Origin of the sequence: Aerococcus sp. 1KP-2016 (genome assembly GCF_002252085.1) — a bacterium.
Taxonomy (GTDB): Bacteria; Bacillota; Bacilli; order Lactobacillales; family Aerococcaceae; genus Aerococcus.
This window is the reverse complement of sequence record NZ_NEEY01000005.1, coordinates 53,753-72,812: the sequence shown is the minus strand read 5'-3', so window position 1 is coordinate 72,812 and position 19,060 is coordinate 53,753. Positions and strand designations below refer to the sequence as shown.

Annotated in this window: 18 protein-coding genes and 1 pseudogene; 4 read left to right on the top strand and 15 right to left on the bottom strand. The window is 35.6% G+C overall.

Going from position 1 to position 19,060, the window contains the following annotated elements; all coding sequences use genetic code 11:
* Positions 1-557: 557 nt before the first annotated feature.
* The 14 genes and pseudogenes from B9P78_RS02165 to clpX form a co-directional block, all read right to left on the bottom strand.
* Complete coding sequence (locus tag B9P78_RS02165) at positions 558-1,460, bottom strand: DUF6731 family protein (protein ID WP_369824315.1); 903 nt, start codon at positions 1,458-1,460, stop codon at positions 558-560.
* Between the two features lie 332 nt (positions 1,461-1,792).
* On the bottom strand, positions 1,793-2,503 hold the full coding sequence (locus tag B9P78_RS02160; protein WP_094517936.1) for an N-acetylmuramoyl-L-alanine amidase family protein: 711 nt from the start codon (positions 2,501-2,503) through the stop codon (positions 1,793-1,795).
* A gap of 118 nt (positions 2,504-2,621) precedes the next feature.
* Positions 2,622-2,879, bottom strand: coding sequence for a phage holin family protein (locus B9P78_RS02155; RefSeq protein WP_094517935.1), 258 nt, complete (start codon positions 2,877-2,879; stop codon positions 2,622-2,624).
* Positions 2,879-3,262 (bottom strand): hypothetical protein, encoded by a 384-nt coding sequence (locus tag B9P78_RS02150; RefSeq protein ID WP_094517934.1) that lies wholly within the window; start codon positions 3,260-3,262, stop codon positions 2,879-2,881. The genes B9P78_RS02155 and B9P78_RS02150 overlap by 1 nt, the downstream gene beginning before the upstream one ends.
* 85 nt (positions 3,263-3,347) lie before the next feature.
* On the bottom strand, positions 3,348-3,929 hold the full coding sequence (locus B9P78_RS02145; RefSeq protein ID WP_148138565.1) for a hypothetical protein: 582 nt from the start codon (positions 3,927-3,929) through the stop codon (positions 3,348-3,350).
* 58 nt (positions 3,930-3,987) lie between these two features.
* Positions 3,988-4,470 (bottom strand): hypothetical protein, encoded by a 483-nt coding sequence (locus B9P78_RS02140; protein WP_094517932.1) that lies wholly within the window; start codon positions 4,468-4,470, stop codon positions 3,988-3,990.
* A 144-nt stretch (positions 4,471-4,614) separates the two neighbouring features.
* A complete protein-coding gene (locus B9P78_RS02135; protein ID WP_094517931.1) occupies positions 4,615-4,851 on the bottom strand; it encodes a hypothetical protein in 237 nt (78 codons plus the stop codon).
* 5 nt (positions 4,852-4,856) lie between these two features.
* Entirely contained in the window at positions 4,857-6,137 is a 1,281-nt protein-coding gene (locus B9P78_RS02130; protein ID WP_094517930.1) for an SGNH/GDSL hydrolase family protein, read from the bottom strand.
* Positions 6,138-6,610: 473 nt separating this feature from the next.
* Positions 6,611-7,723, bottom strand: a complete 1,113-nt coding sequence (gene rpoD, locus B9P78_RS02125; RefSeq protein WP_094517929.1) for an RNA polymerase sigma factor RpoD — start codon at positions 7,721-7,723, stop codon at positions 6,611-6,613.
* Between the two features lie 35 nt (positions 7,724-7,758).
* Positions 7,759-8,592: a hypothetical protein gene (locus B9P78_RS09980; protein WP_233487653.1), complete on the bottom strand. Its 834-nt coding sequence runs from the start codon at positions 8,590-8,592 to the stop codon at positions 7,759-7,761.
* A 35-nt stretch (positions 8,593-8,627) separates the two neighbouring features.
* The gene (locus B9P78_RS09975) at positions 8,628-8,813 is read right to left on the bottom strand and encodes a toprim domain-containing protein (RefSeq protein WP_233487657.1); all 186 of its coding nucleotides are present in this window, start codon (positions 8,811-8,813) and stop codon (positions 8,628-8,630) included.
* Positions 8,814-8,906: 93 nt separating this feature from the next.
* Positions 8,907-9,634, bottom strand: a pseudogene (locus tag B9P78_RS09970) (DNA primase); the annotation flags it as partial.
* Between the two features lie 78 nt (positions 9,635-9,712).
* A complete protein-coding gene (gene yihA, locus B9P78_RS02115; RefSeq protein ID WP_094517928.1) occupies positions 9,713-10,351 on the bottom strand; it encodes a ribosome biogenesis GTP-binding protein YihA/YsxC in 639 nt (212 codons plus the stop codon).
* An 82-nt stretch (positions 10,352-10,433) separates the two neighbouring features.
* Positions 10,434-11,690, bottom strand: a complete 1,257-nt coding sequence (clpX, locus tag B9P78_RS02110) for an ATP-dependent Clp protease ATP-binding subunit ClpX (RefSeq protein ID WP_094517927.1) — start codon at positions 11,688-11,690, stop codon at positions 10,434-10,436.
* 246 nt (positions 11,691-11,936) lie between these two features.
* Here clpX and B9P78_RS02105 point away from each other — a divergent pair, with 246 nt between their 5' ends.
* Both B9P78_RS02105 and B9P78_RS02100 read left to right on the top strand, forming a co-directional pair.
* Positions 11,937-13,130: a NupC/NupG family nucleoside CNT transporter gene (locus B9P78_RS02105; protein ID WP_094517926.1), complete on the top strand. Its 1,194-nt coding sequence runs from the start codon at positions 11,937-11,939 to the stop codon at positions 13,128-13,130.
* Between the two features lie 136 nt (positions 13,131-13,266).
* Entirely contained in the window at positions 13,267-14,205 is a 939-nt protein-coding gene (locus B9P78_RS02100) for a nucleoside hydrolase (protein ID WP_094517925.1), read from the top strand.
* Positions 14,206-14,357: 152 nt separating this feature from the next.
* Here the strand turns inward: B9P78_RS02100 and tig are convergent, their stop codons facing one another.
* Complete coding sequence (tig, locus tag B9P78_RS02095) at positions 14,358-15,641, bottom strand: trigger factor (RefSeq protein WP_094517924.1); 1,284 nt, start codon at positions 15,639-15,641, stop codon at positions 14,358-14,360.
* 269 nt (positions 15,642-15,910) lie between these two features.
* Between tig and recU the strand changes: the two genes are divergently transcribed.
* Together recU and B9P78_RS02085 are read left to right on the top strand one after the other, a co-directional pair.
* A complete protein-coding gene (gene recU, locus B9P78_RS02090) occupies positions 15,911-16,537 on the top strand; it encodes a Holliday junction resolvase RecU (RefSeq protein WP_094517923.1) in 627 nt (208 codons plus the stop codon).
* Between the two features lie 20 nt (positions 16,538-16,557).
* A complete protein-coding gene (locus B9P78_RS02085) occupies positions 16,558-18,990 on the top strand; it encodes a transglycosylase domain-containing protein (protein ID WP_094517922.1) in 2,433 nt (810 codons plus the stop codon).
* The last annotated feature ends 70 nt before the right edge of the window (positions 18,991-19,060 follow it).

The window sequence follows — 19,060 nt, the reverse complement described above, 5'->3', positions numbered from 1 at the left end:
TTTAGTCACTTTAACCATAGCAGAAAGGGGTTCTTTTTTCATCACTTAACGGGTGAAGATGAAAAAGTAATTGTAAGCTGCCGTGAGGCAGTTTCACATGGTTTTAATTAAAAGTATGAATTATTCAGGATAAGAGTATATTAAAGTGAAATTATTTTCGTTATAGATTAAAACCTGGAACAGAGTTGTAAATATAAGAATTATAAAGGAAAGTATCAGTGATTCATATAACTTGTATTTAAATAACCAATCAACATTAAAAATTGGAAACTGTTTTAATACGGAATTTTTCTTTATAGATATTAAAATTCCATACATAGCGGTGTAAAAACCTATAACTATGGAACTAAAATTTATAACAGATTCCAATATTTTATCAAAGCCTTCGATTTTATAGAAGTCACTTAAAAAACAAAAAAGTAAGATAGACAAGATAAGACTAAATAAATATGGTAAAAAAATATAAATAAAATGGGGGTGATTCTCACGTATACTTAGCAATCTTCTTTTTATCATGTCTATCCTCCTTTTTCAAGCTGCTCAAAATTAATTTTATTCTATATGTTATCGATAACTTTTTGTTTCATAGGTTCAGTACCGTTAATATATAAATTAATCATTTCCTTTTGGATAGTTGAAGATTTAAAACTACTTCGTGAAGGAATATCAAACGTTTGTTCGCAATAAAGTTTATTACTTAATAAATCAACCTTTTCGAATTTTGTATCATTAGCACTTTTTCCTCGAACTTCAATTTTATTAAAATTTTGCCGATTTTTTTCTAATTCTTTTATGACTTTTTGAGTTTCTTTATAATCTAAATTTTGACTTCTTTTACGTCCCATAGACAATTTTATTTCTATGTCTACGCTATTATAAACTTTTAAAGAATCAAATGCTTGAGCAAATGGCTTTAATATAGAATTGCTAGAATTACTGATATACCTATAGTCAGCTGTTTTTATATTCAAGGATCTATATTCTTCCTTATCAAGAGCTGTTTTGAAAGGGTTTTGATCAATAATAGGTCTGAAATCAATAATTTCGCTGTGATTGAAATACGCAGACCAGAAAACAGATACATATTCCTCTACCGCACTCGGAGATAAGCTATTAATATTTCTCTGTATCATCAATACACTATTGACTGGATCATAAATTGCTGAGATATCCTCAGAAAGAAATTCATCATTAGATATTGTTACATCCTTTGAACTTAAATTTGAAATATTAACTACCGATGGATACATGGATTCTCTTAATCTAGAAAAATTTAAAATATATATATTATTATTTTTATCATATGTTTCTTGATTTAATCTAATTTGATCTATTCCATAACTAGCAAGTCTGTCTTCAATTTTTAAAGTTTTCATCGATTTTATCCAGTGAAGTAGTTCAAAAAGCGATTCATTTCCTGTTGAATCTTTTTTAAAAATTTGATAAAACTCAAATTTTATATTTTTTTTAAAACTTTTTTTGTGTATTTTTACCCATTTAATTTTCCTCCAAATATTAATAAGCTTAACTTATTATACTAGAAGAGGACAAAAATACAATGATACCTTGTCCTAATCTCAGCTTATTAATCTTTTGAAAGATTAATTATATTATAGAACTTACGTTCGTAATATGCAACAAAAAAGAGGTAGCAGACACTAAGTCCGCTACCCTTTGAAAATTGTAATTATTTAATCGTACCCCATTTTGGACCGTAATTTGACCCGCCGTAGTACTCGCGAATAGGAATAAAACCTTGGCCACCTTTAGCCCGGGTATACTGTAACCACACCTAGCCATTGCCTTTATGCACTGTATGGTAAGTTACATTCTCACCGCTGTAATATTTGGTAATGATTTTACCTTTAGTAGAAGGTTGATCTCTAACAATAATAGTCTCGTTAGGATAGAATACACCTTTTTCACTATACTTCTCGACAATACCATTTGCTGATGTTTCCGCTTTAGCAGCAGACGTCGCTACAGGTTTAACTGTTGTGTTACCAGCGTTATAATAATCTACCACCATTTGTTTAAACTTAGCCCATGTAATACCATACCAACCATCCATAATTTGAGACGGACAGTGTTTACCTGACCAGTCATAATGACGTACAACGTCTTTAACTGGATCTAAACCATTGTCTCGAACAACAATAGCAACTGTCTCCGCTAAGTTGTGAATCATCTTAACATAGTCACCATCAACGTTGATGCATCCCTCGATACCGATTGAATGTTTATTACCATCTCCAGCACCGTCACCAGCGTGATAACACTGCCATGAGTACTCAAATGATTGAATAGATTCTTTATCATCCGTTTGAATGTGCCAGCTCGCCGGATAGATAGTTTTTTGCAGTTTCGAATGCATTTTAGCATTCGCACCTTTTCCACGATTCCCCGTTAAATGGACGGTTACTTTACGTTTTTGGTTTTTATTCCCAAAACCGTTCGTTCCAGCTACTGTTGGCGCTAGGTCTTTTTTAATTGTTAAAGCCATTACTTGCCCTCCTCTTTATTGTCTTGGTCAGTACCTTTACCGTCTTTGACAATACCATCTTCTTGCGATTCAATTTCTTTCATTAAATTCTCAACGGTTTTGATTTCTTCTGACATAATTATTTAGCTCCTTTACTTGATTGCTTAATCAGTTGATTACCGAATACAGTTACACCAGCTACAAGTACAGCTTGAACGATATTGTTAGCTGTATAAGTACCTAACACTAATGGTGTTAAACCGATACTGATAACTAATAACACTAATGGTATCCATTTATTACCTAATAACTCTGTACCTTTGATAATTTCACCGATGATAAAAAGGACCGGTATCATGACCAGTCCTTCTTGCACGACATAATTTAGAATGTCCATTATTTTTCTTCCTCCATTTTGATAAAGCCATTTTTAACTTCTAGCCGATAAATGCGCTTATCGTGATTATCCATTTCCTCGTCTAGCTCTCCAATTGCTTTTACATTGACGTCAGCAATCTTATGTAGATTGTCGCTATCACGCCGAGTGTCCTCGATGAGTTGTTTCAAGCTATCAAGTGCTTCAACTAGCGGTTTCTGATTTTCTGAGGTCTTTTGTAAAATGCGCTCTTGAAATGCGTTCTGTTCTGCAATTTTTTCATCATCTTCTTTTTTACGTCGTTTTTCCAAAGGATTAAGTACAAAGTATTTAATCGCTGTAAAAATCGTGACGATATAGCCTGCATTAACTGCTATGCGTTCAATTACATGTTGCCAATCCATTTACACTCCCCTTTCTAAATTTATGTAACGAAAAAAGCTTAACTATTTAAAGTCAAGCTACTAATTAGATTTTGAAAAAACTTATTTAAATTTTCAGTAAATAATTCAGAACTATTGTTATTAAAGGAATTGCAATCATAAGCTGATAATTTGTTTCCAATTTTAAAAAATTACCAATACTTAATAAAATTATATCTTGTAGAAACCCTATCAATAGGTATATACCCATTACCCAAAATATAAAGCAAATATAAGCAAATTCTTTATGTACTAGCCACGTTGAAAACAATATGGAAAGGGCTCCCACGCTTTTGATAAATCTATTCGAAAGTCTTTTATGTTCTAATTTGCTATCCAGATAAAAAATTGTTAAAGATAAACCAATCACAAAAGAAACAGCCCCAATAAATCCCCATACATCTTTGCTTTGGTAATAGGTATTGTATCTAAAAATAATTCTTGATACTTGTCTACCCAATAAAAATAGATTGGAACGGTTAATAAAGATATTCCAAAATGTAATGACCTTTGAGAATCCAGAAAATCGTTTATAAGTTTTTTCAAATACAATCCCCTCCAAAAGTTGATAACCATAATATAGCATAATGCATGGTGATTCCAACGTAGAGTTTAAACGACTATATCTTCTTTTACTGTCATCTCTCACGCTCCTTTCTAAATGTATGCAACAAAAAAACCACCAGGTTAGTGGTGGTTTAAATTATTTATAATCTTTTTTCTAATTCTGAAATTGCTGAATCAATCTCATTAATTATGATTTCAGGACTACTTTCCTCAATATAGTTAAATAAATCATTAATGAACTGATCAAGATACTCCCAAAAGTTAAAATCTTTATTAGGAATCATAAAATCCTTACTAAGGTTTTCTATGCAATATATTTTTAAAGACTTCGTCTTGGAATAAGCGTCCATTCGATCGCTATGTATCACTTCCTCTTGTGTTAGTTCGCTTTTGATAGATTTGAGTCTAGCTATTACTTCTGTTATAAATTTATAATAATTATTATAATTTGTTTCTTCAGCAATTTTATTTGCCCTTTCACTCAACTCATTTGCTACTTTACTATTATCATTTGCTATCTTACTTAAATTATTAGCTTTAAAAGCATAACCTGCAGATAATAATGCAATTCCAATCGTGAAAACATTAAACCAATTTTCTACAAACCATTGCCATTTTTCCAATATGTAGACCTCCCAAACTTTTACTATAATATAGCATATTGTTTGGACGTCTGACAGAATAGTTAAGGTAGCTTTTGTCCGATTCTCTTTTGAAATTAAAAATAAAAGCACCCAAAATGAATTGAGCGCTTTCTGAATGTCCTTTTAGATAAAAAACTGCTTACCGACAACCGACACGATAAATTCAGCTAATTTCTGACCTGCTACAACCCCACCATTTAAATCTGGATGAGTACCGTCAGTGTAAGTAATTGCCCAGTTTCCTGTTTCGACAAGATATACATTAGAGCGACCACCCACGCACTGTCTAATTTCGGTTTCTCTGTTTTTTCTGAAAGGAATCATCGCAAAAATCGGCACGCCAGCGTATTTGATTGTCAATCTATCTAAACTGCGTTATATTTTGCGATAAAATCTTCAGAAGTTCCCGGACCATCATTAGTACCATGATTTAAAACAATCAAGTCTGGCTCGTAATAAGGTGCAGGTCTTGTGCTTGTCATTAAATCTAACATTGGTAAAACTTCAGGCACACCACCGCTTCCGCCGTTCGTAACGCCCTGAGCACCAAAACCAACACGATAAGATATCGCATTTAAATTTTCACAAGTCACGAAAGGATATGCGCCTGAACCGCTATTGCCGTTTGCGGTCGCCTCCATATTTAAAACTCTGACACCTTCTGTGATTGAATCGCCAAAAAACATAATTTTACGGTTTTTAGGTAAAACCCCTGTAATTGTTCCCCCGACGCCTACGGTTACATTTTTAAAAGCAACACCTTTTTCGCCAACCCATTTGTCTTCAGTTTCAGTTATTCCATCAATTACAACACGCACGATGTGTTCATCCGTAGTGACCGCTAGTAAAGTGGGGTTAGTGATTAATTGTCGTGTCATTGGACTTCCGTCGATAGAGTATGCAAAATACGGGGTTTCCAATGCACTATTTAATTCAAAGTTAACATTGATGCTCGTTGTGCCTTTAACTTTAAAATAAAATTCTGAACCTTGATTAATCGTGACTTTGCAAGCAAAACCATTAATTGTTTTGTCAAACCATCGACCAACAAAACCGACTGGCTCGGAAATTTCAGAGTATTGAGGCGTTTTATAGTCCGTTAAATTTATGGAAGGTTGACTGGTCAAAGAGGGTAAGCTATTAAAATCATCGTTTAACTGCGCAAACTCGGTATTGAGTTTTGAAATTTCATCTTTTATTTTAGTTTGGTATTCGGGATATGCGCCTAAGTCAAAAACTGACGGTGTACCGATAGTGTTATCTGTTGTGATTATAGTTTGACCAGATACATAATCATAAGTAGTATCTTCGCTTCCAGTCTCATAGAAACCTTTACCTCCAGTTATTTTGTAATATCCTCTGGCGTAATATCCAAAATATTCGCTACCATTTCCACTAGTCGAATACTCCATGTCAACGATGTTTTCGCCATCGTTTAAATTAACCCTTTTAGCTTTTAAAACTGTAAAATTCAAGCCTGATTTTTCCAAAACGTAAAAAATAGCGTTTTGTGCAACAGATTTTATGTGAATTGTTAAATCTCCGTTTTTTAGAACTTCGTTAGGGATATATATTTTTTTGTAGGACGACAAAAATTCATGATTAATAAAATCTTTAATCCCAAAATCGCCATATGATTTAATCACTGAATTTTCTTCAATTTCATTAGTGTTTGCATTAACTTTTTTTACGATTTCAACATTTTCGTAAGTAGGATAAAAACCTAAATTTAAAGTAGCACTAGAATCCCCAGCAGTGAAAGATGTAGCGTTCTTGACTGCGTTGGCAGTCTCGTAAATTCCTGTTCCGCCACCATTTTGATAATAAATCGGACCCAGTCAAGTCCATAATCCTGTGTAAATTGATTTCAGCGTTTATTCAAGTCCTACCGTTGACTATGCAAAATTAAGTGAAAGTGAATTTGACCTAATTATTGCTAATTTTCCAATTCTAGAAGTGATAAATATGGAACTTGTTACCATTAATACCTTACCCACTCAAGAGGATGTCTTGAAAGTTTATAATGCCGTCAACAATCTGAAAAAATGATGTGCTCTTCCACATAGAACACAAAAAAGCAGCCATCACTGGCTGCTTTTTCTATTGTTCAATTTAATACTTATTCTAAGAAATCTTTCAATTGTTTAGATCGAGACGGGTGGCGTAATTTTCTCAAAGCTTTTGCCTCAATTTGACGAATTCGTTCGCGTGTTACACCAAATTGTTGACCAACTTGTTCCAAAGTTTTAGATTGACCATCTTCAAGACCGAAGCGTAATCTTAGCACATTTTCTTCACGGTCAGTCAATGTGTCTAGCACTTCATTTAGTTGTTCTTTTAATAATTCAGCAGAAGTATAGTCAGCTGGACTTGTCGCATCGTGGTCTTCGATAAAGTCACCTAGGTGTGAATCGTCTTCCTCACCAATAGGTGTTTCCAACGAAACAGGTTCTTGAGCGATTTTAAGAATGTCACGTACTTTTTCAGTAGGTAAATCCATTTCAGCACCAATTTCTTCTGGCGTTGGTTCGCGTCCCAAATCTTGAAGTAATTGTCTTTGGATACGGACTAATTTATTAATTGTTTCAACCATATGAACGGGAATACGAATCGTACGTGCTTGGTCTGCAATCGCACGGGTAATTGCTTGACGAATCCACCATGTTGCATAAGTCGAGAACTTGAAACCTTTATGATAGTCGAATTTTTCAACAGCCTTCATTAGACCCATATTACCTTCTTGAATCAGATCTAAGAATGACATGCCACGACCTACGTAACGTTTAGCGATAGATACTACCAAACGCAAGTTAGCCTCAGCCAATTCTTGTTTCGCAATCGGATCCCCTTCTTCGATACGTTGTGCCAATGCAACTTCTTCATCTGCAGTTAGCAATTCAACACGCCCGATTTCTTTCAAATACATTCTAACAGGATCATTAATTTTTACATCGGAAGCTACTGAAGTCGGGTCAATTTCATCTTCCTTAACCTTTTCTTCCTCTTTAGCAATTTGACGTATTGTTGGATCGCCGTTTTCATCTACTACAGAAATCCCCTGGTCCTCAAATTTTTCAATTAAGGCGTCCATGCCCTTATCATCTAACTCATAAGGTTGGGCAATTTTATCGCTTAATTCTGAATAAAGGATAGTACCCAAAATTTTCTTTTCTGCGATAAGTATTTTTGTTGCTTGACTAAGTGTTACTTCGCCCACTTTTCTCTTTGCCATTCAATTCGCTCCTATCGTTGATTTAAATTGTATGTTTATTGTCTTTGCTTCATTTGCTTGAGCAAATCAATCTTTTGTTTTGTTAATATGCCAATCTGTGCGAAATCTGCCAGGGCCTGAGCCTGACGAATTTCGTCATCAATAGCACTCATCTGCTCCTTCAAAGACCCTTTGACTTGGATATTGTATAATAAGTCTTCCATTTCACCCTCACCAAGATCAGGTGCCACCTCTAGCGTCATAACTTCAGCAACAATTTGTTGTTCCTGAGCCCCTGTAAGTGATTGAAGAAAATCACTCGCATCAATATTGCCATCCTCATCACGATATTTCTCGCGATAATCCGACAAAATCATGTATAAAGACTCCATTTCGCTTGTTCTAAAGTGGAAATCGGCATTCGTCACATACATCCACGCTTCACTATTATAGAGTAACCGATACAACAATAGCAATTCACTTTTTTCAAGTTGCGTCCTTTTTTTCGTAGTAGAAAAAGTAGGATCAGAAATTGCAGACTGACTGGAGTCTCGGAAGTTTTGATTTGCCGATGAATGATTATCCTCCGACTTACCAGCAACTGCTGATAACTGTTGTAATAAGGTTTCCTTAGAGACACCAGTATCCTTTGCAATTTCGCTAATATAAATATCTCTATCTACAGGTTGAGATATCTTCGCTATCGCTTGTATCATGACTTGGATATAGTCAATCTTGCCTTTATCCGTTTGCAACGCGTATTCTTTACTATAATAATTACGCATAAAGTGTATTGGCGTCAGTCGTTGAGTGCCAACAAATTGTAGATATTTATCGCCACCGTATTTTTGAATAAATTCATCAGGATCTAAGTTTTGTTCAAAAGCCAAGACATTTATCGAAATACGTGGCCGTTGCTCATGAATCAAGCTGATAGCCTAAGTGTTGCCTTTTGACCTGGACTATCACCATCATATGCAATTAAAACTTGTTTACTTGCCCTGTCGATGGCCTTGATTTGATTATTGGTTAAACTAGTCCCCATTGAAGCGACGCCGTTCTGCACACCCACATTGTGGGAAGCAATCACGTCCATGAATCCTTCAAACAAAACAAGCTCCTTGGCTCTTCTGGCTTCATTTTGTGCCAAATCCAAGTTGAATAAGAAAGTATTTTTTTCGAAGATTTCCGTTTCAGGACTATTCAGGTACCTAGCTGCATCGGGGTGAGCATTCGCGTGATGAGATCCTGGCAAAATACGACCAGAAAAACCAACAGTTTCCCCACGTTCATTCCGTAAAGGAACATTATTCGACCTGCAAACCGATCTCTTAATTGACGCTCCTCACCTACGAATACCCCAGATGCTTGCAATTCAGAAAAAGTAAATTCCTTATTGAGCAAGTGTTGCGCGGCAAGTTGTCCATTTTCAGGTGCAATACCAATTTGATAGGTATCAATTGTCTCATCAGACAGGCCACGATTATTTAGATACGTTAATCCCTCATTACCATTTTCAGTATTCACCAACAAATAGTGATAAAACTGACGTAAAGCCTCATGAATTTGAATTAACCGTCGTTGATTATCTGAGTATTGTGATTGACTTTGGCTCCCATCGATTGCAGACCAATCAAAATTGATCGATACATTCCCTTGTTCAGCTACCTTTTGAACAGCTTGGGTAAAGGAATACCCTTCGATTTCTTCCATAAATCGAAAAACATTTCCGCCACGGCCACAAGAGAAACAATGGAAAATCTGCTTCTCCTCATTGACTGTGAAAGATGGTGTCTTTTCATCATGAAATGGGCAGTAACCAAAGTAGTTACGCCCCCTTTTTTGTAAGTCAACAAATTGACTGGTGACATCTAGAATATTCACATTGCTTTTGACTTCATTTATGACTTCTTGCGGAATAAAATTTGCCATTTAATCACCTACTTTTGCCGACAAAAATTCACTATAAATATAGTGCATAATCATTGAAAAGGCAATGATTATCTTCTTTTATTCACTAAAATCATCAAATTCGTCACTTTCGTCATAATTCGCATCAAATTCACCATCTAAAACAGCTTGAATAATCTCCCAAGCCTCATCCTTACCATCTTTGGTTTCGGCTGAAAATGGTAAAATTTGATCGATGGATTCTAAATTAAGTGTCTTATAAATCTCACTTAAATGTTTGTTCCATTGACTCTTTTTCACTTTATCCGTTTTAGTTGCAATAACAAAGTAAGGAACCCCGTGATAATCCATAAATTCCTTCATTTGAATATCATCATTCGTTGGTGTATGTCTAAAATCAACGATTAATAATGCTAAAGCTAGGTTCTCACGTGTTGAGAAATAGGTTTCTAGCATATCGCCCCATTTTGCTTTTTCAGTTTTACTGACACGTGCATAACCATAGCCAGGTACATCAACGAAATAAAATAGATCTTCAATTTGGTAATAATTTAACTGTTGCGTCTTACCTGGTTTACTAGAGGTTCTCGCTAATTTCTTTCGATTAATCATCGTATTGATAAAAGAGCTTTTCCCAACATTTGAACGCCCTGCTAAGGCAATTTCTGGAATGATGGGGTCAGGATATTGCTCTGGTCTAACCGCAGAAATCAAAAATTCTACATTATGTACTTCCATGGAAATCTCCTCTCTGACACAAAAAGGAAAGACCAAAAAATTAGTCTTTCCTAATCATTTTAACTGTCATACTAGATATGAACTAGGCAATTTTTTCCCCAGCTTGGTCAAACAAATCAGGTTCAACATCATCATTGATTACAGCGCCATTTATCACAACTTTTGAAACATCATCACGGGATGGAATTTCAAACATGATTTCTAACATTGCTTCTTCAATAATTGAACGTAAACCACGTGCACCTGTTTTACGATCTAAAGCTTTTTGTGCAATTGCATCAAGTGCTTCTTCTGTAAAAGTTAATTCCACGTTATCCATCTTCAACAATTGTTGATATTGTTTTACTAAGGCATTCTTAGGTTGTGTTAGGATGTGAACCAAATCATCTTTGGTCAATTTGTTTAAATTAGCCATGATAGGTAAACGACCAATAAACTCAGGAATTAATCCAAATGTTTGTAAGTCTTGAGGAATTGCATGTTGCATAATCGCATCGTTATCATTCAAGATACCATTTTTACCAGATTGACCAAAACCAATCACTTTTTCCCCTAAACGTTCTTTAATGATTGGTTCGATACCATCAAAAGCGCCCCCTACAATAAATAGGATATCTGTCGTATCCACTTGAATAAATTCTTGATGTGGATGTTTACGTCCGCCTTGAGGTGGAATATTAGCTTCAGTACCTTCTAAGATTTTTAGTAAGGCTTGTTGTACACCTTCACCTGAAACGTCACGCGTAATTGATACATTCTCAGATTTACGGGCAATCTTATCTATTTCATCCACGTAAATAATCCCTTTTTGAGCACGTTCTACATCAAAATCGGCAGCTTGCATCAATTTCACTAAGATATTTTCAACATCTTCCCCTACATAACCTGCTTCTGTTAATGTAGTTGCATCTGCAATTGCAAATGGCACATCCAAAATGCGTGCTAAAGTTTGCGCTAGATACGTCTTACCAGAACCAGTTGGTCCCATTAATAAGATATTACTCTTTTGTAAGGATACACCATCATCGGATGCTTGGTGATTTGAAGCGATACGTTTGTAATGATTGTATACAGCTACAGACAAGGTTTTCTTCGCTTGATCTTGCCCAATCACGTAATCGTCCAAAATTGCACGTATTTCAGTTGGTTTTGGTGGCTCCACCATTGTGTATGATTCTTGTCTTTCTTGGTTGGTTTCTTCATCTATAATTTCTTGGCATAAGGCCACACATTCATTACAAATATATACTCCAGGTCCAGCGATGATTTTATCTACTTCATCCTGAGACTTCCCACAAAAAGAACAGTGAATAGTTGTTTGTTCGTCATCGTTATACATTCTATCCGTTCTCCTTTCAGATTTTACATCACCTTATTGTGCCAAAATCTTAGCTTCAAGTCAATTTAAAAGCCCTAATTCAGCTACTTATCGGAGATTTGCTCTTATGAATTTGATAAAAGCTTATGTGAGTAATTTTAACACGTATACGTGAGAAAATAAAATTTCTGCTAGTATTTTAATACTAGATATTTTATAATGTAAAACGATGTGTAAAAAGAACATTGAAAAGAATAGGAGTTAGATATGAGTATTATTCGTGGAATAATCGGTCTTGCAATTATTGGGCTTATTACTTGGTTAATGAGTAAAGACCGTAAAAATGCCCGCTTTAAACAAGTAGGTATTTTATTAGTTATTATGTTTGTTTTCGCTTTTATTGGTTTACAAACTAGCTTTGGTATTGCCGTTTTAGAAGGTATTTCAGCTTTCTTTAACTGGTTAATTCTTCAAGCAAATGGGGGAACACAATTTGTCTTCGGCCCACAATCAACAGAGTTAGGTATTTTCTTCTTTAATGTTTTAATGCCTATCGTATTTATTTCTGGTTTAATTGGTATTTTACAATATACGAAAGTTTTACCTATTGTTGCTAAATGGTTAGGTAAAGGTTTGAACTTAATCACTGGTATGGGTGGAAATGAATCATACGCCGCTACAATGATGGCAATGCTTGGTCAATCAAATGGCTTTATCAGTATTAAAAAGTACATGGATAAATTTTCTCCAGACCAAATTTTCTCCTTCTCCCTATTAGGTTTGTCATGTGTTTCGGCAACAACAATTGCTTCCTACATGCAAATGGTCGACGGTAAATTCGTAGTAGTTGCAATTCTATTAAATGTTTTTGCTGCATTTATCGTTGTGTCATTAATGGCACCATACGATCCAAATGCTGTACAAGTTGACTTTAACCCTACTGAAGATCTTAATAGTAATGAAGAAAAAGAAAACTTCTTTGCTGTATTAAGTGACTACATTTCAAGTGGTTTCCAAATTGCCCTTGCAATTGCAGGTTCATTAATTGGTTTCAATGCATTGATTACGTTCCTAAACTCTCTTGCAACGATCGCATTTGGTATCGACTTTACAACAATTTTAGGATACATCTTCTCACCTTTAGCCTTAGTAATGGGTGTGCCTACTGCTGACGCTGTTCATGCAGGTGCAATCATGGCTTCTAAATTAATCACAAATGAGTTCGTTGCCCTAGGTGAATTACAAACAGTTGCTGGTAGCTTATCAGCCAAAACATTAGCAATGATGTCAACTTACGCTATTTCATTCTCAAACATTGGTACAATCGGTATGATTATTGCCTCTGTAAAAATTATGAATGGTGACCAAGCCAAAGTTGTTGCAAACAACACTGGCCGTTTAATCATTGGTTCTGTAATTGTTTCAATGATTTCAGCTACAGTTGTTGGTTTCTTTTTCTAATAAAGAAATCGCATATTTCATTTAAATAAAATAAATTTCAAGGCATTGTGGTACTTTTTCTATGAATTAGTCCCACAATGCCTTATAATTTACCTATAGGTACACTCTATTGTACGGAAATTTTAGGAGGATTATAATGAAATTAATTTTAGATTTTGATACTGGTATCGATGATGCAATGGCAATTGCCTTAGCTTTAGGTGAAGAAAATGCTGAAGTTATCGGTATTACATCTGTATTTGGTAATGCAGAAGTAGATAAATGTGTTCATAATGCATCCGCAGTCCTTAAATTACTTGATCGTGAAGATATTCCGGTTTTCCGTGGTGCATCTCATAAATTAGGTGCTACCGAAGATTACGTTCAAGAACCTGCTTCTGGTATCTTCCACGGTCTCAATGGCTTAGGTAATATTGAATTGCCAGCCGGTAACAATATTTCTGATCAGGATGCAATTGAATTCATTATTGAATCTGCAAATACATATAAAGATGAATTAATTTTAGTAACAACTGGTCCATTAACGAATGCTGCGCTTGCAATTCAAAAAGATTTGCCTGCAATGCAAAAAATCAAAGGTATCGTATCTATGGGTGGTGCCCTAACTGTTCCTGGTAACGTAAGTCCGTTTGCAGAAGCAAACTTCTGGAAGGATTCTGAAGCAAATAACGTAGTATTCGACTCTGGTTTACCAATTAAAGTAATTGGATTAGATGTAACTTTACGTACATTAATTACTGATACAGATATTGAACCTTGGAAAGAAATTTCTGAAGCTGGTAAAACCTTCCACGAAATCGTTACTTACTACTTTAAAGCTTACGCAAACTCATATGCTAATTTAACTGGTTGTGCATTACACGATCCTTTAGCTGTTTCAGTTGCTTTGAATAGCGACTGGGTAACAGGCGAAACATTCCGCATTAAAAGCTTATACGACAAACAACAAGGCCGCCTAGTTCAAGATCAAGCAGCCCTTAACCGCGGTGAAACACCTAACGTATTCGTTGCCCTAGGTGTAGATGCTGAAGCTTACAACAAGCATTTCTTAGAAACAATCCAAAAAGCATTTTAATCTAAATACAAATAAATAAAAAGATGTTGAGTGATTATCTCAACATCTTTTTATTTACAATGCCACTTATAGGATATTATACGGATCCCTAAGAAAACAAAAAGATCCAACTATGTTCAACCATAGTCCGATCTTTTTTGTTTAAATGACGATTACGCTTCTTCTACTGCAGTTTCAGTGATTAAGTCCATAGCTTTTTTCAAAGCGATGTCGTTTTTCAACATATCTTCAGTAACAACGTTTTTCACTTCTTCAACAGTCATGCCGTAAGTTTCTGCTAATGTAGCGATTTCTTTTTCTACATCTTCAACTTCTGCAGTAATGTTTTCGTCTTTAACAATTTGTTCAAGAATCAAGTTTGTTTTCACACGAGTATCAGCATCTTGTTCAAATTGGTGATGTAAGTCTGCTTCTGTAGTACCTGTCAATTGGTAGTACATTTCTGGTGAAATACCTGAACGTTGCATTTCGTTTAAGTAATGTTCCATTTGACGGTGAACTTCTTCGTGAACCATTTCGTGTGGTAAATCAGCGATTTCAGCATTTTCTACAGCTTTACGTAATGCTTCTTCTTCACGCGCTTCTTTAGCTGCAGCTTCTTTTTGTTCTGCAATTTGTTTGCGGTATTTTTCTTTTAATTCGTCTAAAGTTTCAACTTCTTCGTCAACATCTTTAGCAAATTCGTCATCTAATTCAGGAACTTCTTTTGTTTTTACTTCATGAACTTTAACTTTGAATACTGCATCTTGACCAGCTAATTCTTCAGCTTGATATTCTTCAGGGAAAGTAACGTTTACTTCAACTTCGTCGCCTTCTTTAGTACCAACTAATTGTTCTTCAAAACCAGGAATGAATGAGTTAGAACCTAATTCTAATGAATGGTTTTCACCTTTTCCACCTGCAAATGCTTCGCCATCTTTGAATCCTTCAAAGTCGATTACTACTGTATCGCCTTCTTCAGCTGCGCCATCTTTTAAAGCTAATTCGCTTAAGTTGAATTGTGCTGATTCTAGACGTTCGTTGATTTCTTCTTCAGAAACTTCAACATCTTGTTTAGCAACTGTTAATTCTTTATATTGACCTAATTTAACTTCTGGTTTAGTAGCAACGTATGCTAATAATTTCCAGTCTTCGCCTTTGTTAGCTGATTCGATATCAAAGCGAGGTTGTACAACAATTTCCAAACCAGATTCTTCAACTGCTTTAGTGTAAGCTTCTGGAAGTACAATGTTTACTGCATCTTCGATTAATGATTGTTCACCAAACATTTTTACGAACATTTGATAGTTGATTTTACCTTTACGAAAACCTGGGATTGTTACATCTTTTTTTACACGGTTGAAAGCTTGTTTCAACGCTTTGTCTGCATCTTCCTTAGCAACTGTAAAATGTAAGATACCTTCGTTTGTTGATGTTTGTTCATAATTTACTGACATTTAAAATTCCCCTAACATTTGATATATTTACTATTGATTACGATATTTGCGTAATCCTAACATCATAAAATAATACACTAAATCCTTTGAATTGTCTAGTTATTGAGCAAAAATGACCACCCTTCATCCTATTTTATAGGTAACTATTGGACAAATCTCACTTTTCTTATTTTTATGTTAAATTAATTATGTAAAACTATTCTATTAGTAGAATATACGCTAAAATAAGGTAAATATGGACAAACATGCCATATCTGAAGGAGGACATCATGCGGTATCCAAATGGTAAAATTTACCAAGCTCAAACGCAACATGATTTACCTAAGATACGAAAAGGTAAAACAACTTTTTCTAACCGTGGGATGAAATTGGAAGATATGATCAATCATACAAACAAGTGGTATCTGTTGCATGATAAAGCTGTCATCCATAAAAAGCCTACCCCCATTCAAGTTGTCACGGTAGATTATCCCAAAAGAAGTCGCGCCGTCATCAAGGAAGCTTACTATAAAGTCGCTTCGACAACTGACTACAATGGTGTTTACAAGGGAAAATACATTGATTTTGAGGCCAAGCAAACAAACCTTAAAACGACATTTCCCTTACACAATATTCATCAACATCAAATTGACCACATGACACAATGTTTACATCATGGTGGCTTTTGTTTTGTTCTTTTTTTATTTAAGGCAAGAAATGAGGCATATGTCTACCCCATTCGCGCGTTACTTGAAGATTGGCAGGCTTTTTTAGCCAAGGAAATGACGGCTATTCCACTTGAACGCATTCAAAGTGAAGGTATATTGGTTGAAATGGGTTATCAACCGCAACTTGATTACTTAAAGGCAGTTGATCAATTACTTCTAATGGAAGAAAAATTCGGTAATAATCTTTAAAGAAAGTAGGATTGAGTAAAATGACTCAGGAACAAAATACTAGACGACGAAGCCAAAATTCATCATCGTCGAATCGCAAGAAAAAACGTAATAAAAAAAGAGGTATGGCTTTATGGAAAAAAATACTAATCGCCCTCTTTGGTATTGGCGCAATTATTGCCATTGCCCTGTCTGTGATCGCATATAGTTGGGTGAAGGACTCACCGACAATTGCAGAAGAAGACTTATATGGCACAATTGCTTCAAGTATCTATGATAGTGAAGGAAATGTTGTATATGAAACTAGCAAAAATGAACGAACGATCGTTTCAGAAGAAGATATTTCCCAACAAACGTTTGATGCCGTAACGTCCATTGAAGACCAACGCTTCTTAGAACATAATGGATTTGACCCTATACGTATTGCCGGCTCTTTCTTAGCAAACTTAAAAGCAGGTGGTATTGCACAGGGTGGTTCAACCTTGACACAACAGTTAGTGAAACTAACGGCCTTCTCAACCAATGAATCAGACCAAACATATAAACGTAAGGTTCAAGAAATCTGGTTGGCCATTCAATTAGAACAAGAATACTCAAAACAAGAAATTTTTGAATTTTATATTAATAAAGTCTATATGGCCAATGGAATTTATGGTATTGGTACTGCTGCCGAAGTTTACTATGGCAAACCTTTAAATGAACTATCATTAGCACAGACTGCGCTTCTGGCAGGTATGCCTCAAGCACCTAATGCCTATGATCCTTATACAGATCCTGACGCGGCTAAAGAACGTCGTGATATTGTTTTACAAGCAATGTTAGAGAATGAGAAAATCACTCAAGAAGAATATGACGAAGCAGTTGCCACCCCAATTGATGACGGTTTACAGGATATTTCAACAGAAGAAACTGCACAATCTGAAACAGATATTATGTTGGATGCATACGTGCAGCAAGTAGCCGCAGATATTGAAGATGCTGGTTACGACATGTATTCAGATGGTTTACAAATTCATACATACTTGGATATGGATGCAATGACTGAAATGTACAATACAATTCAAGATGAAGAAGGACTATATTTTACAGATGACAATATGCAAGCCGCTGCGTCATTAGTAGATACACAAACAGGACACATTTTAGCCCTATTCGGTGGACGGAACCAAGATACCCTTCTCTCTTATAACCGTGCAACGGAATTAGACCGAAGCGTTGGTTCATCTATCAAACCATTTGCTGATTATGCACCTGCTATTGAATACTTGAACTATTCAACTGAGTCATCAATTGTTGATGAAGAACATACTTATACTGATGGTACCGAAATTAACAACTATGATCTAACATATATGGGTACGATGACGATTCGTCAAGCCTTGATTGGATCACGTAATATTCCAGCCTTGAAATTATTCCAAGAAGTTGGTTCTGAGAAAGTTACTGAATTCTTATCTAAAATCGGTATTACACTAAATGAAGATCAAGGTGGCGCCGCCTTTGAATCTAATGCGATTGGTGGAGAAATTACCCCACTGCAATTAAGCGCTGCTTACGCTACATTAGGTAACTATGGTACTTACAACCAACCACGTGCCGTAGATTATTTTGAAACCATAGACGGTACAAAAGTTACAGTAGATGCTACATCCACTCAAGCGATGGAAGACTCAACAGCCTATATGGTAACTGATATGTTGAAGGATAACTTTACAGATACTTCATATGGTCTATCAACTAATTACCATACACCAGGGTTAGCTGAGGCTGGTAAATCTGGTACAACCAACTATAACGAGCAACAGCTTGCCAAATTGGGTGTTACTGAGAGCGCGGTACCAGATACTTGGATGAGTGGTTATACTACTGACTATGCCCTATCCATTTGGACTGGGTATGACAATCAATTCTCAACTGATGAAGTCGGATACCTAGATGGTAGCGATAAATATATCGTAAGCTACCTATATCAATCCATTATGGGATACTTATCAACCACAGCGGATAATGCTGATTGGGTACAACCTGATTCTGTACATGAAGTAAAATTAGTTGCGGATGCCGTTCCAACTGAATTCCCAACGTCTACTACACCAGCATCTAATATCCTTACTGGTTTAGCAAATGATGACCTATATGCTGATTACCAAGACTGGTTAGCATCTGGTAATGCGATTGCAAGTTCATCAAGTGTTAGTTCTACAGTTTCAAGTTCTTCTGTAATTTCATCTAGTTCTTCAAGCTCTTCAGTGATTTCATCTTCTAGTTCAGAAGTGTCATCATCTAGTGAAGTATCTAGTTCCTCAGAAGTTGAATCTAGTGCTACTTCCGAAAGTTCAGCTGTAGAATCATCTAGTTCAGTGGAAACACCAACTGAGAGTGAAGCTACTTCTAGCACACCAGTAGAATCTAGTACTCCGACAGAAAGTTCAACACCGACAGAAAGTTCAACACCCGTAGACCCTGCTGCATAAAATAACCATAAAAAAGGAGTAACTCCTATAAGATATCCAGTTAAGGTATCATAGCGGTTACTCCTTTTTC

Coding starts and splice junctions, on each gene's coding strand:
- yihA (WP_094517928.1), bottom strand. CDS start 10,351: ATGGAAGTACATAATGTAGAATTTTTGATTTCTGCGGTTAGACCAGAG.
- B9P78_RS02085 (WP_094517922.1), top strand. CDS start 16,558: ATGACTCAGGAACAAAATACTAGACGACGAAGCCAAAATTCATCATCG.
- recU (WP_094517923.1), top strand. CDS start 15,911: ATGCGGTATCCAAATGGTAAAATTTACCAAGCTCAAACGCAACATGAT.
- B9P78_RS02155 (WP_094517935.1), bottom strand. CDS start 2,879: ATGGACATTCTAAATTATGTCGTGCAAGAAGGACTGGTCATGATACCG.
- B9P78_RS02160 (WP_094517936.1), bottom strand. CDS start 2,503: ATGGCTTTAACAATTAAAAAAGACCTAGCGCCAACAGTAGCTGGAACG.
- B9P78_RS02105 (WP_094517926.1), top strand. CDS start 11,937: ATGAGTATTATTCGTGGAATAATCGGTCTTGCAATTATTGGGCTTATT.
- tig (WP_094517924.1), bottom strand. CDS start 15,641: ATGTCAGTAAATTATGAACAAACATCAACAAACGAAGGTATCTTACAT.
- B9P78_RS02100 (WP_094517925.1), top strand. CDS start 13,267: ATGAAATTAATTTTAGATTTTGATACTGGTATCGATGATGCAATGGCA.
- B9P78_RS02150 (WP_094517934.1), bottom strand. CDS start 3,262: ATGGATTGGCAACATGTAATTGAACGCATAGCAGTTAATGCAGGCTAT.
- clpX (WP_094517927.1), bottom strand. CDS start 11,690: ATGTATAACGATGACGAACAAACAACTATTCACTGTTCTTTTTGTGGG.
- rpoD (WP_094517929.1), bottom strand. CDS start 7,723: ATGGCAAAGAGAAAAGTGGGCGAAGTAACACTTAGTCAAGCAACAAAA.